A 24871-nucleotide genomic window follows, 5' to 3' on the forward strand; every position below is an offset into this window, starting at 1 on the left:
AGATGAAGCGCCCCCTTGTGAGTAGTTCGCATTTTCCTATATTCCATGACAACGCCCTAAAACGGATACCTCCCCATGCCGCTTGATCACACGCCGCCTCTAAACTCGCTTGGCTTTGCCAAGGCCCCTGCCGATACGCGCGTGGTTGTCGCAATGTCTGGCGGTGTGGATAGCTCAGTCGTGGCTGCGATGCTGGCCGAAGAAGGCTATGACGTTGTTGGTGTGACGCTACAGTTATATGATCATGGTGCTGCGCTGGCCAAAAAAGGGGCTTGCTGTGCGGGGATTGATATTCACGACGCGCGCCGCGTGGCCGAAGATATGGGCTTTCCGCATTATGTTCTGGATTACGAGAACGTCTTTAAGGATGCGGTCATCGACGAATTCGCTGACAGCTACCTTGGCGGCGCGACTCCTGTGCCCTGCATTCGCTGTAATGAACGTGTAAAATTCAAAGATCTTTTAGAGACCGCAAAAGATCTAGAGGCCGACTGCATGGCCACGGGCCACTACATTCAGCGCATGATGGGTGAAAACGGCGCCGAATTGCACGCCGCTGCAGACGCGAATCGTGATCAAAGCTATTTCCTCTTTTCGACCACGCCTGAGCAGCTGGATTACCTGCGCTTCCCCCTTGGCCATTTGCCGTCCAAAGACGCCACGCGCGCCTTGGCCGAGAAATACGGCCTGCGGGTCGCGAACAAGCCTGATAGCATGGACATCTGCTTTGTTCCCGATGGCGACTATGCCTCTGTCATTCGCAAATTGCGCCCCGAGGCCGCCGATCCGGGTAATATCGTGGATCACGAGGGGACGGTTTTGGCCAAACATGACGGGGTCATTAACTATACCATCGGACAGCGCCGTGGCCTTGGCATTGGCGGGCTTGCAGAGCCCTTGTATGTTGTGCGCCTTGATCCCGATCGCAAAGAAGTTGTCGTAGGCCCCAAACACATGCTGGCCACGCGGACTGTGCCGATCAAGGAAGTGAACTGGCTGGGTGATGAGCCGTTTAATTCGCGCAGCGAATGGCATGTTTCGGTGCGGGTGCGGTCAACACGTCCGCCAACGGATGCGATCCTGCGCCCCCTCTCGGAGACTACGGCCGAAGTCGAACTGATGGTCGCCGAAGAAGGGGTCAGCCCCGGACAGGCCTGCGTGTTTTATGATCCCGATAGCAGCCGTATCTTTGGCGGCGGCTGGATTCACCGCGGTTAATCTGCTGCCAGCCCATCCAAAACAGCGCGGGCGGCACGTAGGCCCGGTGCTTCGCCGCCCTGCCCTAAACGCTGCATCGTCAACGCCATCGCTGCGCGCTGATCCTGCGGCGCGGCCAAGACATCCGCGATGCTGGCGACAATCCGATCGGGCTGACAATCCTTGCCGATGAATTCGGGCACCGCGCGGGTATCGGAGACCAGATTAACCAGAGTGACCGTATCCACCTTGACCATTCGGCTAATGATAAACCGGCTCAGGGGGCTCATGTCATAGGCGATGACCATGGGCGTATTGGCCGCGGCAAGTTCTAGCGAAACAGTGCCAGAGGCGGCGAGCGCCACGTCAGCGGCGCGAAAGGCTGCCCGTTTCTCGGCCATTGCGGCGGCGTATTCCCCCTGTCTGGGATCCAGCACCAGCGTATCAGGCCAATCTTTGGTGAGTTCGCAAACCGCATCTGCCACAGGTGCGGCGGCAGGCACCACAATCTGCGCATCGGGTATCTGCGCCTTTAGCTGCTTGGCAACTTGCGAAAACCGCTCTCCCAGCCGTGCAACCTCTGAACGCCGCGATCCGGGCAAGAGAAGTACCACGGGCCCTTTGGATAGGTTTCGCTTGGCTTTAAAGGCGTTGGCCTCGTGATCCGTTGCAACAGGTTCGGCGACGACAGGGTGGCCAACGAAATCGCATCGCATGCCAGCGGCTTGCATATACGGTGGCTCAAACGGGAGGAGCGCAAGCACCTGATCAATGTGGCGCGCCATTTTAGCCGCGCGCCCTGCCCGCCATGCCCAAACCGTAGGTGCAACATAGTGAACAGTGCGGATATCACTGCCCGCCTTGACCAATTTGGCAACGCGCAGCGAGAAATCAGGGCTGTCTATCGTGATCAGCACATCAGGTTGCATGTCGATCACAGCTTGGGCTGTTTCGGCAATCCGGCGCTTTAGGTGAAAGTATTTTGGCAGAATTTCCGCCAAACCCATCACGCTGAGTTCGCTCATGTCAAAGCGGCTGTTGAGGCCCTCAGCCTGCATCAGCACGCCTCCGATCCCCTCAAAGGACACATCGGGATGCAGCGATTTGAGCCCCGCCATCAACGCGCCGCCCAGTTTATCGCCAGATGGCTCACCCGCCAGAATGAAGACGCGCAGAGGTTTCATTCGCCAGTGCGCGCCCAGAACACCAGACCCAGCTCATCCGCCAAATCAGCGCATCGTTGGGGGTAAAGCACCAGAACATCACCCGCATCCACCACAACACCTGCCAAGCCCGCGTTATGAGCAGCACGCATCGTCTCTGGCCCTACGGTGGGCAAATCGATCAAACGCGATTGGTTTTCTTTCGGGCCTTTGAACAGGATCGCCTGCTTTTTCTTTGTGTTGGCAGGCAAACCAGCCAGCAGCGCATCGGTCCCTGCGGCATCTTCCATGCCCAAAACCCGTTCATCGCCCACAACACAGGCCTGACCGAGATCTTGTGCAGAGATTTTCAGGACATGCGCGGCGGCAACTTCCGCATCCGCGCGCATCTGCGCGTCAGGCCAGTGTTCGCCGTAAACGCCACCCTTTGCCAAAAGATCTGGCGCAACCTGATGGGCGGCAAGAACCTCAAACCCCGTCTTTTCAAACAGCTCAACCACCACACGTAACGCGCCGTCATCTCCCTGTTGAAGGGCTTGCATGAACATCGGGACCAAGGGGGCGGTTTCCGCATCCAGCTTGGTCGGGTCCAAGGCAGGCCGATCCAGCCCGCCCGCAAAGCAAACCTGAGTAACACCGCGATTGCCAAGCTCAAGCAGCAAGCTGCCCAAAGTCTCTAGGCGATAGGTGATGTCGGCACTCAGGCCAGACAGCTCGACACCTTCATAGCCGCAGATAAGCGGTTGGACCTCGCAGGACCCTGCAACCAGCGCAGGCAAATCACCGCGCCCCGCTATCACCGCCAGCGTCATGACGGCGTCAGGAAGTGGCGACCGCTATCGGCCAAAACAAATTCGACAATCTCGCGGACATATTCGCTCTCGGTTTCGGCCCCTAGGCGCTCCGCGCGATCATGGAAGGTTCCCTCACCCTGCGCCAACATCTGAAAGGCTGCCCGCAGTGCGGTAATGTCGCTGCGGGCAACGCCGCTGCGTTTGAGCCCCACAAGGTTCAACCCATCAAGATGCCCACGAGAGGCCTGTACCAACCCATAGGGGATCACATCATTGGTCACCATCGTCACCGCGCCAATGATCGCGCCACGCCCGATGCGAACCCACTGATGAATGCCCGACAGGCCGCCGATGATCACGTGATCCTCAATAACGCAATGACCCGCAACGGCGGCATTGTTCACCACAACCACATTGTTACCAACGATGGCATCATGGGCGATGTGACACCCTGCCATAAACAGGTTGTCATCCCCCACGCTGGTCAGCCCACCGCCCCCTTCGGTGCCGCAGTTCATGGTCACATGTTCGCGGATGCGATTGCGTTTACCGATCTCCAGACGACTGGCTTCGCCCTTGAATTTGAGGTCTTGAGGGATTTCGCCAATCACTGCGAACGAAAAGATAACAGTCCCTTCGCCAACCGTCGTCTGCCCTGTCACAACCACATGGGATTTCAGAACAACATCAGCGCCAAGGGTTACCTCTGCACCGACAATGCAAAACGGCCCGACAGTCGCTGATGGATCAATGGTAGCACCGTCTTCGATGACCGCACTGGGATGGATGGCCATTACGCATCCCCTTTGGGCAAGTCCAGCATCGCCATGAATTCAGCCTCAGCCGCCATTTCACCCTCAACCGTAGCAACACCAGAGAATTTCCAGATTTTGCCACCCGGCTTGCCGCGAACCGTTTTAACGTCCATCCGCAGAACATCACCTGGAATGACCTTGCGGCGGAATTTGCAGTTATCAATCGACATGAAATAGATCAGCATGTCGCGATCCAACTGATCCAGCGCCACACCAATCATCACACCCGCAGTCTGGGCCATAGCCTCGACGATTGTCACACCTGGCATAATCGGCGTTCCAGGAAAGTGGCCCTGAAAATGCGGCTCGTTCATGGTGACGTTTTTGTAACCGACAGCCGATTGCGTGCCGTCGATCTCTTCGACCTTATCAACCAGCAAAAACGGATAGCGGTGCGGCAGAATGCGTTGGATCGTTTGAATATCGGCACGCTTGAGGTCTTGGGTCATGGTAGGTCCTTGTGAAATCTTGAGGATAACTGCTAGCAATTGCGCCGCTCAGGAGCAAGCGCGCTGCATTAGTCTTGGCTTTCGCCTTGGGAAGGGGTCGTGCCCTCGCCCAATCTATTGTTTAGCCGATCTATCGCCGTTGAGGTGATGTCGCTGCTGTTTGAACTGATAAAAACGGTTCTGCGCTCCAAAATCACAGTTGCCCCGACTTCGCTCATCAGTTCCTGCAACACGGGGCCTGCGGCGTTCAGGAACACTTCGCGTTCTTGATCCAACATCGCACTTAATTCGCGCGATTTGGCAGCCTGCGCCGCCCTTGTCTCTTGGACGCGCGCATCAAAATCATCGGCCAGCGGGCGGAACTCTTCCGGTGTCATGGTAGACCTTCGATCCGTGAGTTCCTGCTCGACTGCGGCGAGCTCTGCTTCAATCTGGCGGTTTTCAGCAGCCAATTCGTTTCCGCGTGCCTCTACGGCACGCGCAACACGTTTGCCAAAATTGCTGTTCAGAAACAGACGTTCACTATCAATCGTCAAGATCGAGGTAATCGGTGTTCCCAAATCCTGCGAAACCACTGGCGCAGCGGTTAACAACGCCAGTGAGAACCCGATACAGTGTACCGCGCGCCGCACAGCTTAGAATTGAGTTTGCAGAGTGATTTCGAACTTCTGCTCTCGGTCAAACTCTTCTTTGCGGATTGCGTCCGATATGTTGAACTGAAGCGGACCAACAGGGGTATCCCAAAAGATCGAAACCCCGATAACATGGCGGAAAGAACCGCTTTCGCCCAAGGCCGTTCCACCGTTCAAATTAACGTCGGAAAGATCCCAAAGGTTGCCCACATCATAGAACACACCCCCGCGGATGCCGTATTCTTCGGGCAGACCCAGCGGGAATTCCGCTTCGAGGCGGCCAACAACATACAAGTTCCCGCCCAGAGAATCCCCTTCGGTGGCATTCCCGTCCCGTGGACCAATGCCGCCGGGTTCAAAACCACGCAATTGCGAGGAAGACAGCAGGAAGCGATCAACCGAGCGGTTTGTGCCACCGCGCCATGCCAATGCACCACCTTCCAACGTCGCCCGCAGGGTTACTTCTTCGTTGAAGATCTTCTTTTCACCAACCAGCTTAGCAACGGTTCGGATATATTCCTGATCGCCACCGATACCTGCAAAATCTTGGCTAAAGCGGAACAAGACACCTGCATTTGGGTCAAGGCCCGTGCGGCGGGTATCATAGCTGTATTCATAGCCGATCGACGAGGAGATCAAAGACCCCGCATCAATATCGCCCTGAATGATTGTGCCGTGGAAATCGGACCCGTCATCGGTTTCATCCTCACGCGCAGTCACCTCAGTCTGCTCGGCCGTATAGCGAAGCTGCAAGCGGCCGTTTTCGGAAACAGGGAACGTCAGGGTTGGGCGGAAGCGCAAACGGTTGCTGTCATAGGTTGAGAAAGACGAGTTTTCCTCAGAGTAATCCAGCTCTAGGCCAAAGCTCACGTCACGCCCCAACAAAGACGGCTCGACAAAGCGAAAACCATAACGGCGCGCGTCGGATGCGGTTGAGAGGTTCAAAAACAGCTTTTGACCACGACCGATAAAGTTTTCCTCGGCAAAACTGATCGCAACCCCAAGACCATCCGAAGAGGAGAACGACCCCCCAAAGTTCAAGGACCCTGTTGGCTTCTCTTCGACGTCAACATCGATCACAACCTGCTCGGGGCTGGACCCTTCGCGTGCGTTCACCTCAGCGGTTTCAAAAAAGCCCAAGGCGCGAATGCGTTCGGCGGATTGGCGGATTTCGCGGGGGTTGAACGGATCGCCCTCAACGCTGTCAAACTGGTGGCGCACAACACGGTCCAACGTGGTTGTGTTGCCTTCAATGTCGATACGTTCAACAAAAATACGCGGCCCGCGAGACAGGACAAATTCCACATCCAGTGTCAAATCACGGTCATTGCGCGTCACACGCGGCTCAACGCGCATAAAGTCGACACCATCACGGATCGCCTGACGTTCCAAACGGGCGATATCGGCCTCAACCAATGTCGGGGAATAAACCACGCCTGGCTTAACCTTTACGAAACCAGAATAAACATCGCCGTCCACATTGTTCAGTTCCGATGTCACGGTGATTTCACCGAATTTAAACTGCTGGCCCTCTTGGACGTTAAAGCCAACAAAATAACCGTCGCGTTCTTCTGTCAGCTCGGCGTTGACCGAGTTCACGCGCATATCAACGTAACCGCGCGAGAAATAGAAATCGCGCAGCACCTGTTTGTCAAACTCTACGCGGTCTTCGACGAATGTGTCACGGCGCACCAAGCGGCGGAAAATGCCTGCCTGTTTGGTGCCCAAGACGCGGCGCAAGCGGCGGTCTGAAAATTTACGGTTCCCGACAAAGCTGAGGCGCTCGATCTCGACGTTGTCGCCCTCAAAGACTTCAAACACCAGATCAACACGGTTCTGGCTGCGTTTGATAACTTTTGGCTGCACACGTGCGGAAAGGCGGCCATCACTGGAATAGGCCTGAGCAATCGAATTGGCGTCCTTTTCCGCTTGGGCGGGGTTGAACACACGGCGGGCTGTTGAATCGATTACAGATTCCAGCGCATCGTCTTTGATCCGGCGGTTACCCTCAAAGGAAATCCGGTTGATCGTTGGCAGCTCGACAACCGTGATCTTTAGGGTGTTCCCCTGCGGGGTGATCGAAACGCTTTCAAATAAGCCTGAGTTATTTAGCTTTTGAAAGGCGTCATTCAGCTCACCTGCGCTTACAGCCTGCCCTCGGGCGATTCCAGCCTGAGACAGGATCGCGCTGTCGCCGATACGTTGGTTCCCGTCGATACGAACCGTATTAAACGTATACTGCTGCGCGGCCGCTTGTGGCGCGGGAAGCATATATGCTGTTGAAATCAATAAAGAAAAAGCAAGTCCCTTAAGGCCCGCTCGAAAAAATCTGTGCTGCTCAAACGCGACAGTTGTGCGTTTCAAAGACCCCAGGCTCATGGTTATTACCCAATTTTATAAACACCGTTCCGACCTGACTACCCTTAGGGCGCGTGGTTGTCAAAACCAAGAGCCCCTCTTTTTAGCAGGAAAAGGCCCACGCAAGGCGCAGACCTATGGAATTTTGCCAAATCAGAGCAATCTCTTAGAGGGTGCCGACAAACGCTCCTGCGCAAAGCGCAAAAATGATTGTGCACAAATACAATGCCAGATCCCAGTTCAGATCCATGAGAACACTAAGTCCACGGTCGTCTTTTGTAATCGTCTGCATGGGTGCCGCCTATCTTTCGGTTGAAACCTTAGGGCATCTTTGTGCATGCAGAATGTGGCAAAGACAGGCGCCAAATGTGGCAAAAGCAAGGCATTCGCCCTGCTTTTGCATGTTTTCAAACTGTTTTATCAGTTTTACGGGCAGAAGAGGTCGTTGAACAACGCAAACAACATCAAGCTAAGCACCAATGTAATCCCGATGGTCATCAGCACCCGCAAGGCACCATCGCTGGGCGGTTTTCCGGTGACCGCCTCATAGGCGTAAAACGTCAGGTGCCCACCATCCAGCGCTGGAATAGGGAAAAGATTCAGCAGACCAACTGCTGTGCTTAAAACGGCGATAAAGTTGATAAAGCTCATCGCGCCCTGACTGGCCATCGCGCCCGACACTTTTGCGATCCCTACCGGACCGGACATGTTACAGCTGCTAATCGCCCCTGTCGCCATATGCCACAGGCCCGAAACAGAGCCCTTCATAATGCGCCATGTACCTGCAAAGCCACGGTTTACCGCTTCGCCGATACTTGGTGTGTCCGTGGCGGGGGTGATCGCGCTGTCGCTGGAAATGCCAATCCGCAGCACATTGATAAAGCTGCCATCGGCCTGTGGTTCATCCGTTGACTTGGGCACAAGCGTAAAGGCAAGCGCCTCACCATCGCGCCAGACATCCAAGGCCAAGGGCCGCCCTTCCGAGCTTTCCACCGCGTTTTTCAGCTGCTGGAAGGCAAATGTTGGCGTCCCGTCAATGCCGGTAATCACATCGCCGCTTTTCAATCCCGCCGCTAGGGCCGCTGTTTCAGCGCCAACAGACCCTACAAGCGCCGGCAGAGGGTATGGTCCAGAAACGGTCACAGGCGCATCATCGCGCAACACGGTATATTCCAACACAGGTTCCAGCGGCAAAGCATCCAGATAGTCGCGGTATTCTGGCGTATTGATACTGGCGGGCATCTCGCGGCCTGCAATCGATTGAATTACATCCCCTTTTTCCAATCCGACAATCGGGTTAGGCATGGGTTTAATCGCTTCAACAGTCAGCGGGTCACGCGCAGTGCCGATGCTCATGGCGATGGCTGCGAAAATGATAATGGACATGGCAAAGTTGAAAACAGGCCCTGCGGCAACGGTCAACGCGCGCGCCCAAAGCGGCGCACCATGCATGGTTTCACGCAGTCGCACCGGATCGGTGGCCACTTCTTCCATGGCCTCTTCGTCTTTGCCAGAGGCCGCATTCGCATCCCCTGCAAATTTCACATAGCCGCCGAACGGCAGGGCCGCGATCTGCCAGCGCGTGCCGTGTTTGTCGTTTCGCGCATATAGCACAGGCCCGAAACCTAACGAAAAGACATCCGCCTTGATCCCACACCAACGGCCAACGATGTAGTGACCATATTCATGGATCGCGACGATCACCGACAGCGCGATCACAAATGCTGCGATCGTCCAGATGAAGCCGCCGAATTGCGGGAGGAGTGTTGTAATATCCAATGCTCTACCTTGCTCTTTGTTCTGTGGCAGCTTTTGCTACCTTGCGTGCCAGATGATCTGTTTTCAGCACGTTATCAAGGGTCATGGTGGCATCAATATGGCCTCCATGGGTATCCATCTGCTCTAATGTCTGTTCAACAACATCAGACATCTGGGTAAATTTCAGATGACCTGCGATAAACCCGTCTAATGCCGTTTCTTTGGCCGCGTTGAAAACAGCCCCCGCCAATCCGCCGCGGGCCATGACTTCGCGCGCGATCCGCAATGCGGGCCAGCGTTGATCATCAGGGGCGCGGAATTCGAATGTGCCGATCTTGGCGAGGTCCAGCCGCTCAACCGGCAAATGCCGCCGCGCTGGGTGATGGAGTGCATATCCAATGGCATGGCGCATATCTGGCGGACCTACATGCGCCATCAGCGCGCCATCGTTAAAACCGACAAGCGCGTGGATCATGCTTTGGGGGTGGATCAACACTTCGATCTGGTCGGGCGAGATGCCAAAGAACTCACGGGTTTCAATGACTTCCATCGCCTTGTTAAACATTGACGCACTGTCAATCGTGATCCGCTGGCCCATGTCCCAATTCGGATGGCTTGAGGCCTGATCCAGCGTTGCCTTGGGCAGATCCTCGATTGGCCAATCACGGAATGCACCACCTGAGGCGGTGATGATGATGCGCTCGACAGCCTCCATCGGTTCACCAACCAGCGCCTGAAACACGGCAGAATGTTCACTATCAACGGGGAGGATTTCTGCGCCATGCGCCCTGCCCGTTTCCAACAGCAGCTTACCCGCGCAAACCAGCGATTCCTTATTGGCCAGCGCCAAGGTCGTCCCCTGCTTTAGCGCCGCCATACCGGGCGCCAAGCCTGCCGCGCCGACAATCGCCGACATCACCCAATCCGCGGGACGATCTGCTGCCTCGGCAATCGCCTGAGCACCAGCAGCCGCCTCGATCCCCGTTCCAGCCAGCCCTGCCTGTAGATCGCCCAAACGGGTTTCATCCGCCGTCACAGCGATCTCGGCTTTTAGGGCAATGGCATCCTCAACCAATTGCGCAATGTTGCCCGCGCCTGTCAGCGCGATCACATCATATGCGTCAGGCGCACGTTTGATCAGGTCAATTGTGTTTTGCCCGATCGACCCCGTCGCCCCGAAAATACTGACCCTACGCATGCGCTCAGCCCAATCCGGCAGGGAAACCGATGACTTGGACAACCAGCAACAGGAACACAGACGCCCCCAGCATCCCGTCAAAGCGGTCCATCAGACCACCATGCCCAGGGATGAGGTTTGAGCTGTCCTTGATCCCCATCTTACGCTTTAGCGCGGATTCAATAATGTCTCCCATCTGGGAAGCCATTGAAACCGCGATGGAAATCCAGACGAGCGACAGGCCAGAACCTGTATTCAGCGAGAACGCAAAACCAACGATCGCCGCGCCAACCCATCCTGCGGCCGTTCCCGACCATGTCTTTTTGGGGCTGATCGCAGGCCAGAATTTCGGGCCGCCAAAGGCCCGCCCTGCAAAATAGCCCACCACATCGGTAATCACGACAACAAAGGCCAGCCACAGCATCCACCCAACGCCCATCGTGTCACGGATCAACATCAGACTAATCCCCGATAAGATGATCAGAACCGCAAAAACCGCATAAAGGGCCCGCTGTTGGGGGACCAAACCAAGCCCAACAAGAACCGGAACCGCCAAAACCAGCATGCCAATGCTGGCCGGAATATAAGCTGACGAAAGGAGGACAACGCCGGTTAACAAGCCCAGCAACAGCTGCTGGCTTGCCACGTTTGGCCGCAACATGCCCACCAGTTCCCAGACCATCAACCCGCAGATCACCGCCACCAACAGATGAAAGGTCAGCCCTCCCATCCAAATACACAGGGCGCCAACAAAAACCATCGCAAGGCCAGACCCTACGCGTGTTGCCAGATCAGACCATTTTTCACTACTGCTCATGGAGTTCCTCAGGTTTTGACCGCGCCAAAACGTCGATCCCGTCCGCCATATGACGCACACAGCTTGGCAAACTCTTCGCGCGTAAAGTCAGGCCACAGCGTGTCGATAAATTCATATTCTGCATAGGCTGATTGCCACAGCAAAAAGTTTGAAATCCGCGCCTCACCGCTGGTGCGGATCACGAGGTCAGGATCAGGAAGAACATATGTATCCAAATACTTTGGCAGTGTTTCTTCATCCACTGATTCAGGGTCCAAATGCCCATCAGCCACATCCTGCGCCAAACGTTTGGTGGCGCGCGCCACCTCATCACGGCCACCATAGTTCAGGGCGATGGTCAGGTGCACACGGGTGTTATGGGCGGTTGCCTCTTCGAGGTCATTCATCAGCTTGATCAGCTTGTCGTCCAACCGGACGCGATCCCCGATAAAGCGAACCCGCACGCCAAACTCGCTGAGACTACGGGTTTCTTTGGTGATGTAACGGCGGAACAGGCTCATCAGCCCTGCCACTTCAACCTGCGTCCGCTTCCAGTTTTCGGTCGAGAAGGCAAAGATGGTGAGGTATTCAACGCCAACATCTGGGCAGGCTTCGACAACTTCACGCACACGCTTTGCGCCTGCATGGTGGCCGAACAAACGAGGGCGCCCGCGCTGGGTCGCCCACCTGCCGTTACCATCCATGATAATCGCCACATGTCGCGGCCCCCCCTCAAGAGGTTCCGGCGGAATTTCAACTTTTGCTGTGGCGCGTTTAATCATGAAATTTGACGCATTCTATAAGGCCTGTTTTTGGGTCGGGTATCACCTGTTAGAACGGTGACCCGCCCATAATAAGGCAAAAGCCTGTTAAACTTGCATAATTTCTGCTTGTTTTGCCTCAAGCTGATCATCAATGGCTTTGATCTGCTTGTTGGTCAGGTCCTGAACTTCGCTTTCCCAGATCTTTTGGTCATCTTCTGACATGCCGTCAGCTTTGGCTTTTTTGATCTGGTCCATGCCGTCACGACGGATGTTGCGGATGCTCACCCGCGCGTTTTCGGCATAGCCGCCAGCAACTTTGGTCAGCTCGGTGCGACGCTCTTCGTTCAGCTCGGGGATAGGCAGCATGATGATGGTGCCGTTCAGCTGCGGGTTAATCCCCAAACCACTTTCGCGGATTGCTTTTTCAACCTTACCCACCAGCGCCTTGTCCCAGACGTTGATCGTGACCATACGTGGCTCTGGCACGTTAACGGTGCCCACTTGGTTGATCGGCGTCATCGAGCCATAGGCATCAACCATCACAGGCTCTAGCATGGAAGCAGATCCGCGACCGGTACGCAGAGATGAAAACTCGGTTCTCAAGGATGCAATTGCGCCCAGCATCCGACGCTCTAGGTCGTCCGTATCAAGCATAAAATCTTCAGACATGCTTTGTCCTCCTGTTAGTTAACCGTCTTTCGGCCTTTTGAGAGGGTTTAATGCCCCGTCATACAAAAGGCCAGAAGGCTTTGGCTTTGCAGGACAGGTATCGCCGATTGTAACCGGCGCCGCCCTACCTGCTGAAATTAACCCTGAACGCGGGTATATGTGCCTTCACCCGCCAGAATACCTTTGAACCCGCCCGGTTCATCCAGCGAAAAGACGATGATCGGCAGATTGTTGTCGCGCGCCAATGCGATAGCCGAGGCATCCATAACGCCTAGGCGTTTGGCCAGCACATCGTCATAGCTGACATTGTCATAGCGCACAGCATCATCATGTTTTGCTGGGTCTTTATCATAAACACCGTCAACTTTGGTGCCCTTAAAGATCGCCTCACAGGACATTTCGTTTGCGCGCAGGGTCGCGGCCGTATCTGTGGTGAAATACGGGTTGCCTGTTCCCGCTGCAAAGATGCAGACGCGCTTTTTCTCTAGGTGGCGCACGGCGCGGCGGCGGATATAGGGTTCGGCCACTTCGTTCATCGTAATCGCCGAAATAACGCGGGTGTGGATGCCTTCGGCCTCTAGCGCGGATTGCATCGCCAATGCGTTCATCACTGTGGCCAGCATCCCCATATAGTCGGCCGTGGTCCGCTCCATCCCCTGCGCCGAGCCTTGCAGCCCGCGAAAGATGTTGCCGCCACCGATGACCATACAAATCTCGACGCCCATATCGTGAACGGTCTTTACTTCTTTTGCGATCCGCTCAACCGTGGGCGGATGAAGGCCAAACCCCTGATCTCCCATCAACGCCTCCCCCGAAATCTTGAGCATGACCCGATTAAAGGATGTTTGAGAGGAATCTGACATGAGGGGGAACCTTTCGAAGGTGTTTTAACGTGAGGCTTTCGCTTTGGCGTAAAATGTCGCAAATAGCGCAAACATTCAATGCAGCGCAGCAACTCGGAGCAAAGAAATGTCGCAAAATGCAACGGCCGCGCTGCTCGCGTCTATTCCCCCGACCCGTCCGGTTCTGATTGCGGGGCCAACGGCCTCGGGCAAGTCGGCTCTGGCTTTGGAGATCGCCAAAGAGGGTGGCGTTATCGTAAATGCGGATGCGAGTCAGGTTTATGGCTGCTGGCGGGTTATTTCCGCGCGCCCCTCAGCAGAGGAAGAGGCACAGGCCCCGCACCGCCTTTATGGTCACCTCGCCGAGGATGCCCCCTATTCCACGGGCCATTGGCTGCGTGAGGTTGCCGAAATCATCGCACAAGGGCAGCGCCCCATTCTGGTGGGGGGCACTGGTTTGTATTTTCAGGCGTTGACCGAAGGGCTGGCCGATATTCCACAGACTCCTGTGGAATTGAGGGAGCATGCCAATACCCTGCCCCTGCAAGAGCTCATTCAGGGGTTGGATGCAGCAACAGCGGCGGGGATAGATTTGGCCAATCGCGCAAGGGTGCAGCGCGCTTGGGAAGTCCTAGAGGCGACAGGCAAGGGGCTGTCGCAGTGGCAATCCGAAACCCCAGCCCCCCTGTTAAACCTGTCAGACTGCACGCCAATCGCATTGGATGTAGATCGCGATTGGTTGGCCGAACGGATCGAAAGGCGGTTTGATCTGATGATCGCGGGCGGCGCATTGGACGAGGTGCGCGCGATCGCGCCCCATTACAACCCCAGATTGCCCGCCCATAAGGCCATTGGCGTTCCTGAATTGCTGGCCTATTTGCGTGGTACATTCACTTTGGAAGAAGCGCGAGACGCTGCAATTATCGCCACACGCCAATATGCAAAGAGACAGCGCACGTGGATCAGAAGTAAAATGGGTGCTTGGCAAAAGTTAATTTTGCCTGAATAAACGCTTCCGATACAGATTGCGTTTCTGTGAAATTTGAAATTTAATCCCGCTAGGGTTGTACGACCTCCCCTCCAGACGCAAGAGATGACCTCCTGATGATTGCGACAGAACTTGCGATAAAAACACTTTTGCAATTGGGGGGGAATACCCAATGGCGGCTGGGGCTGGCGCATGATCGGCCGCATCACACGCTGCTTTGGTTCACCCGCGGTCAGGGCCGTATTCTTCTTGATGGGCGCAGGCGCGGATTGGGCACCCATAACGCCGTTTTCATCCCTGCGGACACGCTGTTTTCGGTTGATCTGGGGCCTCAAAGTTTGGGTCAGGCGGTTACCATTCCTGTTGGCACACCGCTGCGCCTGCCCGATATGGCGCGCCACCTCAGGATACGTGACGTCCATATTCAGGCCGAACTGACCGCGCTGATCGAGGTCGCCCAGCGGGAGCAAAGCCAATCGCGACCTTTGGCGCAGGATGCGTTGGAGGCGCATGTGGCGCTTATGTCTGTCTGGCTGCGGCGCCAGATTCTGGAAGATGAGCACATACCCGAGCGCCGCACAGCAGGCGAACGCCTGTCCGCGCGTTTTGCCCAAATGATTCCGAAACACTATACATCTGGCGCCTCAATGGCGTTTTATGCAACCGAACTGGGGGTCACCCCGACCCATCTAACAAGGGCGGTAAAGACGGCAACGGGCAAAACCGCAGCCGAGCTATTGACCGAACGCGTGGTTCACGCCGCCCGCGATCTGTTGGAAACAACAAACCACCCTGCCCGCAACATCGCCCAACATCTGGGATTTAGCAGCGCTGCCTATTTCACCCGTTTTATGCAGCAACATGCAGGTCATTCCCCTAGCCAATTGCGCGCTCCGGCAAATTCGAACAGGGTGAAACAGCTGAGCGGTTAAGCAGATCATGACAAAGTCACGGCGAAATCTTTTAACCTATCCCTTTGTCATTTCATGATAATTCAATTTCATGGCACCCTTTATCGCTGATCTGCACGGAAAATCCCCATGCTGACATTGACGCGCTGCGCATAGTCGTGCCTCATGTCGCTTAGGGTCGGCCCATAAAGGGACCAATCAAATCAATAGGTCTGACAAACAGATCAGGGGAAACATATGCCGCGTAGAATAGCCTGCGCGTTATGACCATCGGCGAACGCCATTCCCTCTCCTAACAATGGGCAAATGCTCAACGCCATAGGCAGGATCAACCTGCTCTCAGCCAACAACAGGGGCTAACATACATGGGACTATTCATTCTCAGACGTCTGGGTGTGATGATACTAACGGCGCTTTGCCTGACCTTCATCGTATTCTGGCTGACGAATCTTTATCCGAACCTCGAAAAGCTCGCCAAAACCCAAGGTAACTTCCGGATGAGCGACGAGGCCGTGAGCTCTTATTTAGGGGATCGCGGATATCTTGATCCACTTCCCGTTAAATTTGCCCAATGGATGGGCATCGCACCTGGTTGGGTGACGGAAAAGGAAGATGGCACAACGATTGGCCGCTGCTTTACCGAAAGCACCCCAGCCGAAGAACGCCGCAGGTTTTGTGGCGTGTTACAGGGCGATTGGGGGTTTTCCACGGTTTTCAAGGATGACGTTGGCAGCATTGTTGCCACGCGTCTGGCCCTGACAGGCAAGCTGATGTTCTGGGTTCTGGTTTTGATGGTCCCTATGGCGCTAACCATTGGCGTTCTGGCAGGGATGAAAGAAGGCTCCAAGGTTGACCGCTCTCTTTCCACTGTTTCAATTGTGAGCACGGCAACACCTGAATATGTGTCTGGCGTTATCTTTATCGCGGTCTTTGCCTCTTCGGCTTTTGGGCTGAAATGGTTCAAAGGCTCTGCCACCAGTGCGATGGAGAATGCCAATTTTGAGAACTTCTTCCTGCCGGTCCTCACCATCTCGCTTTATGGGATGGGATATATCGCGCGGATGACACGGGCCTCGATGACCGAAGTCATGACGGCACAGTATATCCGCACCGCCCGCCTGAAGGGGGTCAAGTTTCGCGACATCGTCCTAAAACACGCGCTACGCAACGCGTTGATTGCCCCGTTTACGGTGATCATGTTGCAAATCCCGTGGCTGTTGAACGGCGTTGTGATTGTTGAGACGCTGTTCAACTACAAAGGCTTTGGTTGGGTGCTGGTACAAGCCGCTGGTAACAACGACATCGAGCTTTTGCTGGCCGTTTCGGTTGTATCTGTTGTGGTGGTCCTGCTGACGCAGCTGATCTCTGACATCGGGTATGTCTTCCTCAACCCACGCATCCGCATTTCATAAGGGAGGGCATAGTCATGGAACAACTCACTTGGACCGGAGCGCTTTCGCCGCTTAATCTTTTCCTCTCACTGGCTGTTGGCGTGCTGGTGGTTTCGATCATCGCCCAGATATTGGTTAGCCTTGTACCATCCGAGGGCAGCCGCGCTGTTTATGCTGATGGCTCAATGGCCGCAGATAAAGGCCTGTCTGGCTTTATCGCGATGATTGTGCGCTATGCGCTGATCGCAACGATCGGGGTGCTTTTGCTGTATATCATCATTGGCGTCTTTATGGGGACGAACGCGGGTATCCTTGGCGGTATGGCTAAACAGCTGCTGCCCGTCTGGATTGCGCTTGTTGTAACATACGCCTTGTCGATCACGTTCAAACGCAAGCTGGGCCTTTATGGCAAGCTATTCGACAGCACCGTGGGCATGATCGGCTTTGGCCTTGTCATGTTTTGGGTGTTTGCGGGATTCTTTGGCGGCGTGATGGATATGATCATCACGCATGATACGCTTAGCCAGTTTTCAGGCATGAAAAACAAAGCACCGGGAACACCGTTGCGCGGTGCTGAGGACGGCGATTTTCAGTGGTTCCTACTGGGCGGCGATAATCTGGCGCGGGACGTGTTCAGCCGCCTGTTTGACGGCGCGTGGATTGTTGTTCTGATTGCGCCGCTGGCGACATTGTTTGCCTTTATGGTTGGGATCACGCTGGGCCTGCCTGCGGGGTATTACGGTGGCAAGCTGGATACGTTCCTGAGCTTCCTTGCCAACCTGATCCTCGCTTTTCCGGTTATCTTGCTGTTCTTTCTGCTGGTTACGCCAGAGATCGTCCAGACAGGTATTCCGAACTATATGGCGGCTGTTCTGTTCTTCTTCCCGATCATCTTTGCCTGTGTTTTGCTGAACTCACGTTATTACACGCAGCCGACGTTCCGCACACCGCTGCTGATCGTGGTCTTGGGCGGGTTGTTCTGGGCCTATATGTCGCTGATCAGTAATGATGGCGCGATTGTAGACAATGACAAATTCACCCTTCCCGGTATTCCTGCCTTCCTAGACTGGATCGCGATGCCCAAGGAAATCCTTGTGGTGTTTGTATCGGTTGTGTTTGTGAACTCGCCCACGGTGTTCCGTATCGTGCGCGGCTTGGCGCTGGACATCAAAACCCGCGACTATGTTGCGGCGGCACAGACGCGCGGTGAAGGTCCGTGGTACATCATGCTGTGGGAGATCCTGCCCAATGCGCGTGGCCCGCTGATCGTCGATTTCTGCCTGCGCATCGGCTATACCACCATCCTGCTGGGAACCTTGGGTTTCTTTGGCTTGGGTCTGGCATCGGAAAGCCCTGATTGGGGCACCACGATCAACGCTGGCCGTCGCCTACTGTCGATCTACCCCCATGCGGCTATCGCTCCTGCCTTGTCCTTGCTGACACTGGTGCTGGGGCTGAACCTGCTGGCGGATGGTCTACGCGAAGAAAGCCTGCGCGACTAAGTTGAGAACGGGGGACTGGGGCCGCGCCCACGGTCCCCCACGACATTTATGGCCAAAGAAACACCCTGTTTTGCGGCCCTCCCCCAAAGGAGACACACAATGACAAAGACCGATTATGATGGTCCCATTCTAGAGATCGACAAGCTTTCGATTTCCTTCTTTACACGGTTGCGCGAAATCCCTGCGGTGATGGATTTTTCTGTCTCTATCAAACCCGGTGAAGCGGTTGGCGTGGTCGGCGAATCCGGCTGTGGCAAATCAACTGTGGCGCTGGGCGTGATGCAGGATTTGGGCAAAAACGGCCGCATTGTTGGTGGTTCGATCAAATTCAAAGGCCGCGATCTGGGCGAGATGAGCGATGCCGAGCTGCGCGATGTGCGCGGCAGTGAAATCGCCATGATCTACCAAGAGCCGATGGCCTCGCTAAACCCAGCCATGAAGATCGGCAAACAATTGGCCGAAGTTCCGATGATCCACGGTGGAATGTCCGAAAAAGAAGCCAACGAACGCGCGCTTCAGGTGGTCACGGATGTGAAACTGCCTGACCCGAAACGCATTCTCAACTCATACCCTCACCAGCTATCAGGGGGGCAGCAGCAGCGGATCGTCATCGCCATGGCGCTGATGTCTGAGCCGTCCTTGCTGATTTTGGATGAACCTACCACTGCGTTAGACGTGACCGTTGAGGCGGCTGTGGTTGAGCTGGTCAAAGACCTTGGCAAGAAATACGGCACCTCGATGCTGTTTATCTCACATAACCTCGGGCTGGTTCTGGAAACCTGTGACCGCATTTGCGTGATGTATTCCGGCGAAGCGGTTGAGCGCGGATCAATCGAAGATGTCTTTGACGAGATGCAGCACCCCTATACGCAGGCGCTGTTCCGCTCGATCCCCCTGCCCGGTGCGGATAAAAACGCCCGCCCACTGGTCGCGATCCCTGGAAACTTTCCCCTGCCGCACGAACGCCCGAACGGCTGTAACTTTGGTCCGCGCTGCGATTATTTCGAGGCTGGCCGCTGTGATCAGGGCCCAATTCAAATGGCTGACGTTGAAGGCAACGACCGCCATGCAACCCGCTGCCTGAAGTTCCAAGAAATCGACTGGCAGGCGCCGCTGGAAGTTGGCGAAGTCAAAGAAAAAGGCGAAGTGGGCGATGTTGTCCTGAAAATGGATAACCTCAAGAAATACTATCAGGTCGCGGCCAACGCCATGTTTGGCGGAGGCAATACCAAGGTGGTAAAGGCCAACGAAACCCTCAGCTTTGAGGCCCGCGAAAGCGAAACCCTTGCCATTGTGGGGGAAAGTGGCTGTGGTAAATCCACCTTTGCCAAAGTGTTGATGGGGCTAGAAACAGCCACAGACGGCACCATTTTGCTGGACAACGAAAGCATCGGCAGCGTGCCGATTGAAAACCGCAGCACCCAAAATGTCGCGGATGTTCAGATGGTTTTCCAAAACCCGTTTGATACGCTGAACCCGTCCATGACGGTTGGCCGTCAGATCGTTCGCGCGCTCGAGATTTTCAAAATCGGCAACAGCGAAAGCGACCGTTGGCAGCGGATGCTAGAGCTGCTGGACCTTGTGAAACTACCGCGTGAGTTTGCCACCCGTATGCCACGCCAGCTGTCTGGCGGGCAAAAGCAACGTGTGGGCATTGCGCGCGCCTTTGCGGGGGATGCGCGGATTGTGGTCGCGGATGAACCTGTCTCGGCCTTGGATGTATCGGTTCAGGCGGCGGTGACCGACCTGTTGATGGAAATTCAACGCGAGCAGAAAACCACGCTGTTGTTCATTTCCCACGATCTCAGCATTGTGCGTTATCTTAGCGATCGTGTGATGGTGATGTATCTGGGCCATGTTGTTGAATTGGGCAGCACCGATCAAGTCTTTGCGCCCCCCTATCACCCCTATACCGAGGCCTTGCTATCTGCGGTGCCGATTGCGGACACTAAGGTAAAGAAAAAGCACATCGTTCTGGATGGCGATATTCCCTCTGCCATGAACCCGCCAACGGGTTGCCCGTTCCAGACGCGCTGCCGCTGGAAATCCAAGGTTGCTGGCAATCTGTGTGAAACCGAAGTGCCATCCGTGCGGATGTTAAACGGGGATCACCAGATCAAATGCCACCTGAGCCAAGAAGAGTTCGACGGCATGGAACCTGTCATTGAAATGGGCGACGTTGCGGCTGAATGATCCTGACGCCAACATCATAAAAGGGGCCGTTTTCTCTGCCTATCCTTGGAAAACAACAGCTTATCAAAGCTGAAAGGCGCCTTGGTTTTTTTGAATGAGCTGCCGATAAATCGATATTGAACTGATCTGGATCGGTCATCTTTTGCGGCAGCTATCTATTCGGCGCGGCCTTATCCCTGAAACGCAAAAAGGCGGCCGATGAGGGCCGCCTTTTTAGCATTTAGTCTAATCAATTAGAACAATGGAAGCTCGAGCAGCGCCATTGCGATCACGCAGGGGAAATAGGCCGCTGCGAAAAAGAAGAACGACGGGAAGCGGCCGCGCATTGCGCTGCCTGCAATCGCCATAACCGGCCCCGCACATAGCGCCAATAGCGTTGGGATTGTGATCATCTCGTTATATTCAAATCCAGGCCCCCAAGGCATTGCCGCGTTTTCCAAACCAGCAGCAATGGTGCCTACAACCATCCCCAACACGGCGCCCAGCAACATCGGTTTGACGTTCCGGCGCGCCGTGGGAGTGGAACTGGAAAGAGATGGAGAACTGAACATCGACGTTGCCGTGCCCTCACCCGTTGCCATTTCAGATTTGCCATAGCCCGCATGATTGTTGATCCGTGCGATACGCTGGTTAAAAATGTCTTGGCTCATGTGGTTAACTCTCATCAAAACTCGTTACTCGGTACTCGTTAACCTATCGTTGAGGAATTGGGCCAGAATTGGGCGCAAACTGGATGCCATTAAGACAGATCAGGCCTTGGTCACAGGGAAGTTTCCAAGATACACCAATAAAACAAAGAGGTTTTGGCCCTATCTGAGGCCATTTTGACGGGCGAGGTTACGCCCGAAAAATCGAAAATAACCGTAAAAAAATAAATGAATCAGCTTCCCGCGATGATCCGAACGTAGTTTTTCGTCTCTCTATAGGGGGGAATTCCGCCGTACTTCTTAACCGCACCCGGACCTGCGTTATAGGCGGCCAATGCCAGACGCCATGATCCAAACGTATCATACTGTTGCTTAAGATACCGTGCGCCACCCTCTAGGTTTTGCGATGGAACTGTTGGGTCAACCCGCAACAAGGCCGCTGTGCCCGGCATCAACTGCGCAAGCCCGATCGCCCCAGCATGGGAAACCGCCTTGTGGTTCCAACGGCTTTCTTGATGCACCAGACGCAGGAAAAGATCCTGTGGAATACCATGTTTATCTGCCGCAGCCCGCGCCATGGCCAAAAACGGCCCCTTATAGCGGCCCCGATATTTCTTGACCTTGGCACCGCTGCCATCATCCCATTTCGTCGGTGTAACCACCTTTGGCGGCTGCAACCGGACCGAGCTGTTATATTGTGCGGTCGCACGCGTATCGAGCAGCTTTTTCTGTGTCGCAAACAGCTTGCTGCGGCTTTTTGATGAGAAAATATCGGCGGAAACGGGCGCGCCCATTCCGATTGATCCAGCTATCAATGCTACTAGTGCTATGCGCATACTGCTCTTTGCCCTCAACATCGTGTTTGGCCGCCACTATATCAAACGCTACCGCCATGACCAGACCTTGCTGGTCTAGTTGTTCCGTCAAGACGATAAAGCATGTGTCCCTGCCTTGCGATACCGTTATAAAGACGCCGGACAGGTACGGCGAGATTCGGCCGATACCAGCGATCAATAGACATAATGAGACCAACAAGGAGAGCAGCATGGCCGGCTCAGTGAACAAAGTTATCCTTATCGGCAATCTGGGCCGTGACCCAGAGGTCCGTAGTTTTCAGAATGGCGGCAAAGTTTGCAACCTGCGCATTGCGACCTCTGAAACCTGGAAAGACAAAAACACGGGCGAGCGCCGTGAACGGACGGAATGGCACTCGGTTGCGATTTTTAACGACGGGTTGGTGCGTATTGCCGAACAATACCTGCGCAAAGGCTCAAAGGTTTATATCGAAGGCCAGCTGCAAACCCGCAAATGGCAGGACCAATCCGGCGCAGACCGCTATTCGACCGAAGTTGTCCTTCAGGGCTTTGGCGGCACGCTGACCATGCTTGACGGTCGCGATGGCGGCGGCGGCGGTGGTTCTATGGGCGGCGGCGGTGGCGGCGGCGCGATGGGCGGCGGTGGCTATGACCAAGGCGGCGGCGGTTACGATCAGGGCGGTGGCTTTGGCGGTGGCGGCGGTGGCCAATCCTCTGGTGGTGGCGGTGCACGCGATCTGGATGACGAAATCCCGTTCTAAGATTTTGGTCCGGTTTTCCCCGTGAAAACAGGACATAAGAAGGGCTAGCAGATTGTTAGCCCTTCTTCTTTCTCAGCACGCTGAATTGTTGAAACCCGCCCAACGGCCCTTTGGCCGCGATTGACACGCCCCCCTTCAATGCCAAAGACGCAAAGGTGTTTTGATGGACCACGAACTAAAAGTATTCATTTTCGCTGCTGCGGTGATCGCTTTCGCCTATGTCGCGATTTACCCGCGCATGACTGAAAAGACGCTGAACCGGATGATGGTTCTGGATCTTGGGTTATCCGCGGTTTTGGTCGTTATTGTGGGCCTGCTGTATTATGGCAGCGGCATACGGTTTTCGATGGTGCTGTTTACGGTGCCTTGGTGGGTGTTCACCTTGCTCAGCGCGGCAATTGTGGAAATCCCGTTTTTCATCTGGTTTTGCAAAAAATGGGATATCGATCTTAGCCCGCCGTCAGACTAACCTGTCACCGTTGGGCCAAAGCGTCCGACAGGACCGATAGAACATCTGCCTTGGCAACATCACCCGTCACAAAAGACGTGCCGATATCGCTGGCCAGAATGAAACGAAGCTGCCCTTCGACAACCTTTTTATCCTGCCCCATCAGCCCCAGCAAAGCCTCGGCATCGGGTAAATCACCTGGAATATCAGCCAGATCAACTTTCATCCCCATCGCCCGCAAATGCGCGCGCACACGGCTTGGCGCCTCTTGCGAACACAGGCCCATGCGGGAAGACAGCTCAAACGCCAGCGCACAGCCAATCGCGACGCCCTCGCCATGCAATAGCCGATCAGAATAGCCCGTCGCGGCCTCCAGCGCGTGCCCGAAAGTATGACCAAGGTTCAGCAAGGCGCGATCCCCCTGCTCTGTCTCGTCCCGCTCGACGATATCGGCTTTCATCTGGACCGAGCGGCGGACGGCTTCGACCCGTGCAGGCCCATCGCCATCGGCCAAGGCTGGCCCTTGTTGTTCGAGCCAGTCAAAGAATGCCGCATCGCCAAGCAGGCCGTATTTAACGACCTCACCATATCCTGCCAAAAAATCACGCGGCGTTAGCGTGCCCAGCACAGCCGTATCCGCCAAAACCAATGAGGGCTGGTGAAACGCGCCGACAAGGTTTTTGCCATGTGAGGTGTTGATCCCTGTTTTACCCCCGACCGAGCTATCAACCTGAGCCAGCAAAGACGTCGGGATTTGCACAAACCGTACACCACGGCGCAGCACAGCAGCCGCAAACCCCACCAGATCCCCAATCACGCCGCCACCAAAGGCCACAACGATATCGCCCCGCTCGACCTGTTGCTCGAGCAGCCATTCAACGCAGCGCGTCAGCTCTGCCCAGCATTTTGTCGCCTCACCTGCGGGCAGTACGAGGGCCTCCATGCGAATGCCATCAGCCGCCAAACCGGCCCGCAAGGTATCCATATGCAATGCGGCCACGTTTTCATCGCTGATCACAGCCACCCGAGGGCGGCGCAGCAGCGGCGCAACATGCGCGCCCGCTTGGGCCAGCAAGCCAGGGCCGATCTCTACGTTATATTCGCGCCCCGGAAGCGCGACATGCACACGTTCATTCATCAATTTTCTCCAGAACGTCAGGACGGGATAAAAGCGTTTCAATCACCCGTTCGGCCATATCATCAATAGACAGGTCATCGCCGCAGGTTACACAAAGCTCGGACAGGCGATAGATTGGCGTGCGTTTGGCAAATATCTCGGACAATGTTGCACGCGGATCAGCGGTGCGCAGCAAGGGCCGTGTGTCTTTGTGTTTCACACGGTTCCATAACAGGTCCAGATCGGCGTCCAACCACAAGGCGACGCCTTTTTCCGCGATATTGTTTCGGTTCACTTCGGCCAGATAGGCACCACCACCCGTGGACAGGATGCCGCTTTGGGTTTCCAGCAACCTTCGGATCACTTCGGTTTCGCGTTTGCGAAAGAAGGGTTCACCGTCGCGCTGGAAAATTTCAGGCACCGAAAGATTCGCAGCCGTTTCGATTTCTGCGTCGCTATCCAGAAACGGCACATCAAGTTTTGCAGCAACAGCGCGCCCCACTGCCGTCTTGCCAGCCCCCATCATACCGACCAAAGCCACCGTCTTTTTCAGACGAAAGCGTCGGGGAGGTCGGCGGATGTCAGCCATGGATTGATCAATTTCACTCATTTGTACCTGAATGACGTGATCTTACCGGAAAGGCCATATATAGTTTAGGAAAATATTGGCAAATCAGGCAGAAT

The 24871-nt window shown here is 55.3% G+C and carries 25 protein-coding genes; 8 read left to right on the forward strand and 17 right to left on the reverse strand.

The features are described from left to right. The first annotated feature begins 75 nt into the window (after positions 1-75). Complete coding sequence (gene mnmA / locus Z948_RS0117125) at positions 76-1218, forward strand: tRNA 2-thiouridine(34) synthase MnmA (RefSeq protein WP_025060770.1); 1143 nt, start codon at positions 76-78, stop codon at positions 1216-1218. Here mnmA and lpxB read toward each other — a convergent pair. The 13 genes from lpxB to pyrH all read right to left on the reverse strand — a co-directional run bounded on the left by lpxB (position 1215) and on the right by pyrH (position 13435). After that, positions 1215-2381: a lipid-A-disaccharide synthase gene (lpxB, locus tag Z948_RS0117130; RefSeq protein WP_037952312.1), complete on the reverse strand. Its 1167-nt coding sequence runs from the start codon at positions 2379-2381 to the stop codon at positions 1215-1217. The two genes, mnmA and lpxB, sit on opposite strands and share 4 nt — an antisense overlap. After that, positions 2378-3172 carry an LpxI family protein gene (locus Z948_RS0117135; RefSeq protein WP_025060772.1) on the reverse strand — a complete coding sequence of 265 codons (795 nt, stop codon included), beginning with the start codon at positions 3170-3172 and terminating at the stop codon, positions 2378-2380. The genes lpxB and Z948_RS0117135 overlap by 4 nt, the downstream gene beginning before the upstream one ends. Continuing rightward, positions 3169-3948, reverse strand: a complete 780-nt coding sequence (lpxA, locus tag Z948_RS0117140) for an acyl-ACP--UDP-N-acetylglucosamine O-acyltransferase (protein ID WP_025060773.1) — start codon at positions 3946-3948, stop codon at positions 3169-3171. The genes Z948_RS0117135 and lpxA overlap by 4 nt, the downstream gene beginning before the upstream one ends. Further along, entirely contained in the window at positions 3948-4418 is a 471-nt protein-coding gene (fabZ, locus tag Z948_RS0117145; protein ID WP_025060774.1) for a 3-hydroxyacyl-ACP dehydratase FabZ, read from the reverse strand. Before fabZ ends, lpxA begins: the two co-directional genes overlap by 1 nt. Positions 4419-4486: 68 nt before the next feature. Next, positions 4487-5050 (reverse strand): OmpH/Skp family outer membrane protein, encoded by a 564-nt coding sequence (locus Z948_RS0117150; protein WP_037952309.1) that lies wholly within the window; start codon positions 5048-5050, stop codon positions 4487-4489. A gap of 3 nt (positions 5051-5053) precedes the next feature. After that, on the reverse strand, positions 5054-7321 hold the full coding sequence (bamA, locus tag Z948_RS0117155; RefSeq protein WP_037952360.1) for an outer membrane protein assembly factor BamA: 2268 nt from the start codon (positions 7319-7321) through the stop codon (positions 5054-5056). A gap of 253 nt (positions 7322-7574) precedes the next feature. Beyond that, the gene (locus tag Z948_RS19290) at positions 7575-7700 is read right to left on the reverse strand and encodes a hypothetical protein (protein WP_255209621.1); all 126 of its coding nucleotides are present in this window, start codon (positions 7698-7700) and stop codon (positions 7575-7577) included. 134 nt (positions 7701-7834) lie between these two features. Further along, entirely contained in the window at positions 7835-9187 is a 1353-nt protein-coding gene (rseP, locus tag Z948_RS0117165) for an RIP metalloprotease RseP (protein ID WP_025060777.1), read from the reverse strand. A gap of 4 nt (positions 9188-9191) precedes the next feature. Beyond that, positions 9192-10364, reverse strand: coding sequence for a 1-deoxy-D-xylulose-5-phosphate reductoisomerase (dxr, locus tag Z948_RS0117170; protein WP_025060778.1), 1173 nt, complete (start codon positions 10362-10364; stop codon positions 9192-9194). 4 nt (positions 10365-10368) lie between these two features. Then, positions 10369-11160, reverse strand: coding sequence for a phosphatidate cytidylyltransferase (locus Z948_RS0117175; protein WP_025060779.1), 792 nt, complete (start codon positions 11158-11160; stop codon positions 10369-10371). Positions 11161-11168: 8 nt separating this feature from the next. Beyond that, a complete protein-coding gene (gene uppS, locus Z948_RS0117180; protein WP_025060780.1) occupies positions 11169-11921 on the reverse strand; it encodes a polyprenyl diphosphate synthase in 753 nt (250 codons plus the stop codon). 87 nt (positions 11922-12008) lie between these two features. Further along, positions 12009-12572: a ribosome recycling factor gene (gene frr, locus Z948_RS0117185; RefSeq protein ID WP_025060781.1), complete on the reverse strand. Its 564-nt coding sequence runs from the start codon at positions 12570-12572 to the stop codon at positions 12009-12011. 137 nt (positions 12573-12709) lie between these two features. Further along, positions 12710-13435: a UMP kinase gene (gene pyrH / locus Z948_RS0117190; protein ID WP_025060782.1), complete on the reverse strand. Its 726-nt coding sequence runs from the start codon at positions 13433-13435 to the stop codon at positions 12710-12712. 106 nt (positions 13436-13541) lie between these two features. Between pyrH and miaA the strand changes: the two genes are divergently transcribed. The 5 genes from miaA (at position 13542) to Z948_RS0117215 (ending at position 20399) form a co-directional block, all read left to right on the forward strand. Continuing rightward, complete coding sequence (miaA, locus tag Z948_RS0117195) at positions 13542-14423, forward strand: tRNA (adenosine(37)-N6)-dimethylallyltransferase MiaA (protein ID WP_025060783.1); 882 nt, start codon at positions 13542-13544, stop codon at positions 14421-14423. A 95-nt stretch (positions 14424-14518) separates the two neighbouring features. Further along, on the forward strand, positions 14519-15334 hold the full coding sequence (locus Z948_RS0117200; RefSeq protein WP_025060784.1) for a helix-turn-helix domain-containing protein: 816 nt from the start codon (positions 14519-14521) through the stop codon (positions 15332-15334). A 344-nt stretch (positions 15335-15678) separates the two neighbouring features. Continuing rightward, positions 15679-16725, forward strand: coding sequence for an ABC transporter permease (locus Z948_RS0117205; protein ID WP_025060785.1), 1047 nt, complete (start codon positions 15679-15681; stop codon positions 16723-16725). A gap of 14 nt (positions 16726-16739) precedes the next feature. Next, complete coding sequence (locus Z948_RS0117210) at positions 16740-18206, forward strand: ABC transporter permease (RefSeq protein ID WP_025060786.1); 1467 nt, start codon at positions 16740-16742, stop codon at positions 18204-18206. Between the two features lie 99 nt (positions 18207-18305). Then, complete coding sequence (locus Z948_RS0117215; RefSeq protein WP_025060787.1) at positions 18306-20399, forward strand: dipeptide ABC transporter ATP-binding protein; 2094 nt, start codon at positions 18306-18308, stop codon at positions 20397-20399. A 233-nt stretch (positions 20400-20632) separates the two neighbouring features. Here the strand turns inward: Z948_RS0117215 and Z948_RS0117220 are convergent, their stop codons facing one another. Then, positions 20633-21049: a hypothetical protein gene (locus tag Z948_RS0117220; RefSeq protein WP_025060788.1), complete on the reverse strand. Its 417-nt coding sequence runs from the start codon at positions 21047-21049 to the stop codon at positions 20633-20635. 230 nt (positions 21050-21279) lie between these two features. Continuing rightward, positions 21280-21882: a lytic transglycosylase domain-containing protein gene (locus Z948_RS0117225; protein ID WP_025060789.1), complete on the reverse strand. Its 603-nt coding sequence runs from the start codon at positions 21880-21882 to the stop codon at positions 21280-21282. Between the two features lie 209 nt (positions 21883-22091). Between Z948_RS0117225 and ssb the strand changes: the two genes are divergently transcribed. After that, entirely contained in the window at positions 22092-22622 is a 531-nt protein-coding gene (gene ssb / locus Z948_RS0117235; protein WP_025060790.1) for a single-stranded DNA-binding protein, read from the forward strand. A 163-nt stretch (positions 22623-22785) separates the two neighbouring features. Next, a complete protein-coding gene (locus Z948_RS0117240) occupies positions 22786-23091 on the forward strand; it encodes a hypothetical protein (protein WP_025060791.1) in 306 nt (101 codons plus the stop codon). A 4-nt stretch (positions 23092-23095) separates the two neighbouring features. Here Z948_RS0117240 and aroB read toward each other — a convergent pair whose 3' ends face one another. Together aroB and Z948_RS0117250 are read right to left on the reverse strand one after the other, a co-directional pair. Next, entirely contained in the window at positions 23096-24208 is a 1113-nt protein-coding gene (gene aroB / locus Z948_RS0117245; protein ID WP_025060792.1) for a 3-dehydroquinate synthase, read from the reverse strand. Then, entirely contained in the window at positions 24201-24797 is a 597-nt protein-coding gene (locus Z948_RS0117250; RefSeq protein ID WP_025060793.1) for a shikimate kinase, read from the reverse strand. The genes aroB and Z948_RS0117250 overlap by 8 nt, the downstream gene beginning before the upstream one ends. Positions 24798-24871 lie beyond the last annotated feature (74 nt).

The organism is Sulfitobacter donghicola DSW-25 = KCTC 12864 = JCM 14565 (genome assembly GCF_000622405.1).
GTDB classification, from domain to species: Bacteria; Pseudomonadota; Alphaproteobacteria; order Rhodobacterales; family Rhodobacteraceae; genus Sulfitobacter; species Sulfitobacter donghicola.